The organism is Sulfitobacter sp. HI0129 (assembly GCF_001635395.1).
Taxonomy (GTDB): Bacteria; Pseudomonadota; Alphaproteobacteria; order Rhodobacterales; family Rhodobacteraceae; genus Sulfitobacter.
The window spans coordinates 1-4,723 of the sequence record NZ_LWGH01000319.1 but is presented as its reverse complement, the minus strand read 5'-3'; the positions used below and the strand labels follow the sequence as shown (position 1 = coordinate 4,723).

Below are 4,723 nucleotides of genomic sequence, written 5' to 3'. Positions count from 1 at the left end.
GGGGCAGGATCTGTGAAAAGAGCTTCAGCTCGTATTCCGCGCGCCAGTCGTCATCGCTGGTATCCGCGAAGGAGGAGATCCGCCCCTGCCCCGCGTTGTTGACCAGCAGATCGCATGTGCCGAACCGGGCCCGCACCTGTGAGGCGAAATCATTCACCGCCTCCTTGTCCAGCACCGAAAAGGCCGCCGTCAGCACATTGTCGGCCCCGAAGTCGCGCCGCAGCACGGCGGCCACGTCGTTCAGCCGGTTCTCGTTGCGGGCGCAAAAAGCGACCCGCGCGCCGCTTTCCAACAGCAGCCGCACCGTCGCCAGCCCGATGCCGGAGGACCCGCCCGTGACAACGGCCACGCATCCGTCATAGCCATAGTGCATCACGCCGCCCCCCGTGCCTTCGACCGCAGTTCGGGAAAGCCCGGATCGGGCCGGCCCTGCATCACCGCGCGCTGCGCGGGCGTGGGCGGGCCGGCGGTCATCCAGCGGTCCATCTTTTCGGGATCGTCGCGCGGCCAGACCTGCGCCTCATGCGTGGTCTCGTCGATCTGTTGCAGCTCAGAGGTGAACTCGATCACGAACCCCGAGGGCGAGACGAAATAGGCAAAGGGATTGTCGCCCGGCCCGTGCCGCCCCGGCCCCCATGTCGGCACATGGCCCTTCTGCTTCATCCGCCCGATGCCGCGCATGAATTCGTCCAGCGTCGGCATCTCGAAGGCCACGTGGTTCACGCTGGCGTAGGCACCGCGCACCAGCGCGATGGAATGGTGATCGCTGTTGCAGCGCAGGAAAACCATCTGGTCGGCGGAATAGTCCGAGACCCGGAACCCCAGCACCGTTTCATAGAAGTCCTGCGTGCCTTCCATGTCGGGGGTGTTCAGTACCACATGGCTCACCTTGCGGGGCTTGGCCCATTCGGTTTCCTCCTCCAGCAACCGCGCGTCGGTTCGAAAGCGCAGGCGGCGGTTGTCGGGGTCCAGCACCTCAAAACCATATCCACCCGCCCAGTCGTCGAAGTCTGCCGGCTCGCCCAGCACCGTCGCGCCCTCTGCGGTGCATTGTGCGTGCAGCGCATCCATGCTGTCGCGGTCCGGCATGGCGAAATGGACGTATTCGATCCCGAAGACCGGCCCCTCCTTCAGCCCGTAAAGAAACGTCTCCTCCCCCGTGCCGCGCAGCAGGGCGGTGCCCTCTTCGGAATGGGCCAGTTTCAGGCCCCACATGTCTTCGTAGAATGGCAGTGTCTGGGTCAGACCCGGGCCCCGCATCATGATGCCGCGCAGACTGCCCGTGCGAACGATATCGGTCATCTTGTCCCCTCCCTGTGTTCCCTGTGTGTCACGCCGCCGCCGCGGCCGTTGTCGAAAGGGTTTCGGCAAATCGCGCCGGCCGCTGTTGGTAAAGCGCATGGCCCAGCCCCGGCAGTTCGGTAAAGCGGCCCCGGGCGCGCCCGCGCAGCACGCCGTGCAGGCGCCGCGCCCCCTCCGGCGGGGTGATCCGGTCCTCCGCGCCCACGATCACATCCGTGGGCACCCAGAGCCGTTCCGCATCGTCGAGCAGCCGGCCAGAGGCCAGCATCCGCGCCGCCTGCCCGTAACCGGGCATCGACACCTGCGCCATCGCGCCCTCGACCAGCGCGAGCGCTTCGGGCTCACGCTCCGGCAGGTGCAGCAGCCGCGCCGCGCGCTCCGCCGCGAAGGCGGGCGCGCCAAGGCGCTCCAACGCCTCGATCCGGGCCTGCGCCGGGGCGCTCAGCGCCTCCCCCGGGGGGACCCCATGGCCGATGGCCGGAGCGGCCAGCGTCAGATGCGACACCCGGTTCGCCGCGCCCGCGGCGAAAGAGGCCGCCATCAGCGCGCCCAGCGAATGGCCCAGCATTGCGCAGCACTCGATCCCGAGGCGATCCAGAAAATCGGAGAGCGCTGCGGCATAGTCCTGCGCCTGCGGCCAGTCCCGCGCCAGCGGCGCGGAGCCGCCATAGCCCGGTGCATTCCACGCGATGACCCGCAGGTTTTCGGGCAGATGCGCCAGCAGCGGCGTGAAGGATGCTGCGTTGGAGCCGATCCCGTGCAAGAGCACCATCACGGCCCCCGCGCCCGGGCGTTCGAGGTATTCGATCCCCTCGGATGTTGCGGCGGTCCAGTTCATGCGAAAACAAACCCGTTGTTGACGGGCAGAACCTGCCCGGTGAGCGTCAGCGCCCCCTCGGTGACGAGAAAGGCGACGACGTCGGTGATGTCCTGCGGGGCCTGCGGGCCGGGAACGGCGCGGCCTTCGGCGTATTGCGTATGGCGCGCTTCGGGCACGTATTCGGTGCTTTCCGTCGTCAGTATCCCCGGCGCGACCGCCGTTACCCCGATGCGGTCCGGCCCCAGTTCCCGCGCCAGCGACCGCGTCATCGCGATCACCGCACCCTTGCTTGCCACATAGGACATCAGCCGGGGCGCACCCCAAAGCGCGGTGTCCGACGCCATGTTGACGATCCGGCCCGAACCCGAGGCTTTCAGCAGGGGCGCACAGGCCCGCACCATCAGCCAAGTGCCGCGCACGTTAACGCGTTGCACCAGATCCCAGCTCTCCGGCTCGATCTCGTCGTAGGGAACGCCGCCGATGCCCGTGGCAATGGCGCCGTTGTTGATCAGCCCGTGCAGCTTGCCCCCGGTCAGCGCCGCGACCTCTTCGCCGCAGGCGGCGACCGAAGCGGGATCGGCCAGGTCGACCGCCACGAAGTCGGCGGAAAGCTCCCGCGCGGTGGCGCGCCCCTCGTCCTCGGCGATATCGGCAAGGATCAACCGCGCCCCCGCGCCCGCCAGCGACCGGGCGATCTCCGCGCCCAGCCCCCGCGCCGTGCCGGTGACAAGGATATGACGGCCCGACAGGGTCATTCCGCGGCCATCTGCTCTGACTTCAGTTCCGCCTCGACCTGCGCCTTGGCGGCCCGGGTCAGGATCTGGCGGATCCGGCTGACACCAAGGTCATGCTGATAGAGCATCTCGCGTCGGCGGGCGTCGTCCGGCATGCCTTCCAGCATCACCCGGTCCTGCTCCAGCACGTTCCAGTGATTTGTCTCCAGCACCGCGCGATAAAGGAAACGCCAGCTTTCGCGGGCCGTATCCTCTACCTTGCGCATCCGCCAGAAGAACACGCGGCAGGTGGTCTCATCCACCGGCGTGGTAAAGCCGATGATCCGGAAGACCCCGCCCGGCCCGGCGGCAGGCGGATAGGGAATGTCGAGAAAACAGAACATCGACCCGTCGTGGATTTCGAATTCCGTCCAGTCGAAGTTCTCGCCCGTCTGGCCCACCCGCTCGATACGGAAGCCGTCCTCGGTCTTGTTGAGCTGCATCAGGTCCTGCTTGGACCCATAGGCCAGCGTGAAGCTTTCGGCATGCAGATAGCAGCCGTGCATCGGGTCGGCGAGGTTGTCGAGCGCGTAGCGGTAGTTGGTTTCCCAGACGCTGGTGCAAAGGAAACCGGTCCATTCGTCGCTGGTCAGTTCCTTGGGCAGGGCCAGTTCGGGCGGTTCGGGCCGGTCGGCCGAGGGCACGTAGACGAAAACCGCATCGTTGCTTTCCCGCACGATGTAGGACTGCAGCGCCTTGCGCCCCTCCAGCGCACATTCGGGCATCGCCGGCACCTGCTGAACCACGCCGTCGCCATCGACGACAACACCGTGGTAGCGGCAGGCGACGTTGCCGCCGTGTACCTCGCCATAGCTGAGCGGCGCGCCGCGGTGCGGGCAGAAATCCTCAAGACAGCGGATCTTTCCTGCGCCATCGCGCCACAGCACCAGCTTCTGACCCAGGAGCTTGGTCCCGTACGGTTTGGAGGTCTTCACCTCCACCGATTTGCAGACCGGATACCACTGACCCTTCAGCCCCTCGTTCACGCGCTTCTCGATCAGCGCCTTCTTGTCGATGACAGTCATTTGCCTTCTCCCTTGTCTCTGGTGCCGCGATGCGCGGTCGAATGGGGTGTGCTGCCCGGCGTCAGTGTTCGGCGCGGGGCAGATAATGCAGGACGCGGGCCTCGATCTTGACCAGCGCGAAATAGAGCGCGTATCCGATCACCGTGAGCAGCAGGATCGCGTTGAAGACCATGGCCGCATTGGCCTGTCCGCCGCCGTAGGAAATCAGGAAGCCAAGCCCCGTGTTGCCGCCCACCAGTTCGCCCACGGTCACACCGATCACGGCAAGGGTGGAAGCGATGCGCAGCCCGGCCATCAGGTTCGGCAGGGTCGAGGGCATCTCGACCTTCCAGAAGACCCCCAGCCGGCTGAGGTTGTAGGCCCGGGCGAGGTTCACCAGATCCCGGTCGACGGTGCGCATGGCCTGCAGCACGTTGACCAGCACCGGGAAGAACACGATCAGCACCGTCACCAGCAGTTTCGGCATGGCGTTATAGCCGAACCACATGATGAAAAGCGGGGCAAAGGCGACCTTCGGCGCGATCTGCAGCGCGAGGATATAGGGCGACAGAACCTTCTCCCAGAAGGCGGACATGCCCAGAAGATATCCCAGCACCGCGCCCAGCAGGCTGCCCACGATAAAGCCCAGCACGGTATAAAGCGCGGTGGACAGGAAGTGACCCAAAAGCCCCTCGTAGGCCCACATGCGCGCCAGTTCGGCAAGGCAGTCCGACAACGTCGGAATGATGAACTTCGGCACATCCAGCGCGGTGGGAAGGAATTCCCAAGCAAGCAGCACAANGAGATCGATGATTCTCTGCCTT

At 66.1% G+C, this 4,723-nt stretch carries 6 protein-coding genes; all 6 read right to left on the bottom strand.

The genetic code is table 11. The features are described from left to right. A partial coding sequence (locus tag A3764_RS07585) for an SDR family NAD(P)-dependent oxidoreductase (protein WP_150122105.1) occupies positions 1-373 on the bottom strand: 373 nt, incomplete at its 3' end. Next, complete coding sequence (locus A3764_RS07580; RefSeq protein ID WP_067925748.1) at positions 373-1,302, bottom strand: VOC family protein; 930 nt, start codon at positions 1,300-1,302, stop codon at positions 373-375. The genes A3764_RS07580 and A3764_RS07585, both read right to left, overlap by 1 nt. A gap of 28 nt (positions 1,303-1,330) precedes the next feature. Next, positions 1,331-2,140 carry an alpha/beta fold hydrolase gene (locus A3764_RS07575; protein ID WP_067925745.1) on the bottom strand — a complete coding sequence of 270 codons (810 nt, stop codon included), beginning with the start codon at positions 2,138-2,140 and terminating at the stop codon, positions 1,331-1,333. After that, positions 2,137-2,877, bottom strand: a complete 741-nt coding sequence (locus tag A3764_RS07570; RefSeq protein ID WP_067925742.1) for an SDR family oxidoreductase — start codon at positions 2,875-2,877, stop codon at positions 2,137-2,139. Before A3764_RS07570 ends, A3764_RS07575 begins: the two co-directional genes overlap by 4 nt. After that, positions 2,874-3,920 (bottom strand): aromatic ring-hydroxylating oxygenase subunit alpha, encoded by a 1,047-nt coding sequence (locus tag A3764_RS07565; RefSeq protein WP_067925739.1) that lies wholly within the window; start codon positions 3,918-3,920, stop codon positions 2,874-2,876. Before A3764_RS07565 ends, A3764_RS07570 begins: the two co-directional genes overlap by 4 nt. A 61-nt stretch (positions 3,921-3,981) precedes the next feature. Then, entirely contained in the window at positions 3,982-4,494 is a 513-nt protein-coding gene (locus A3764_RS07560) for an ABC transporter permease (protein WP_443069366.1), read from the bottom strand. Positions 4,495-4,723 lie beyond the last annotated feature (229 nt).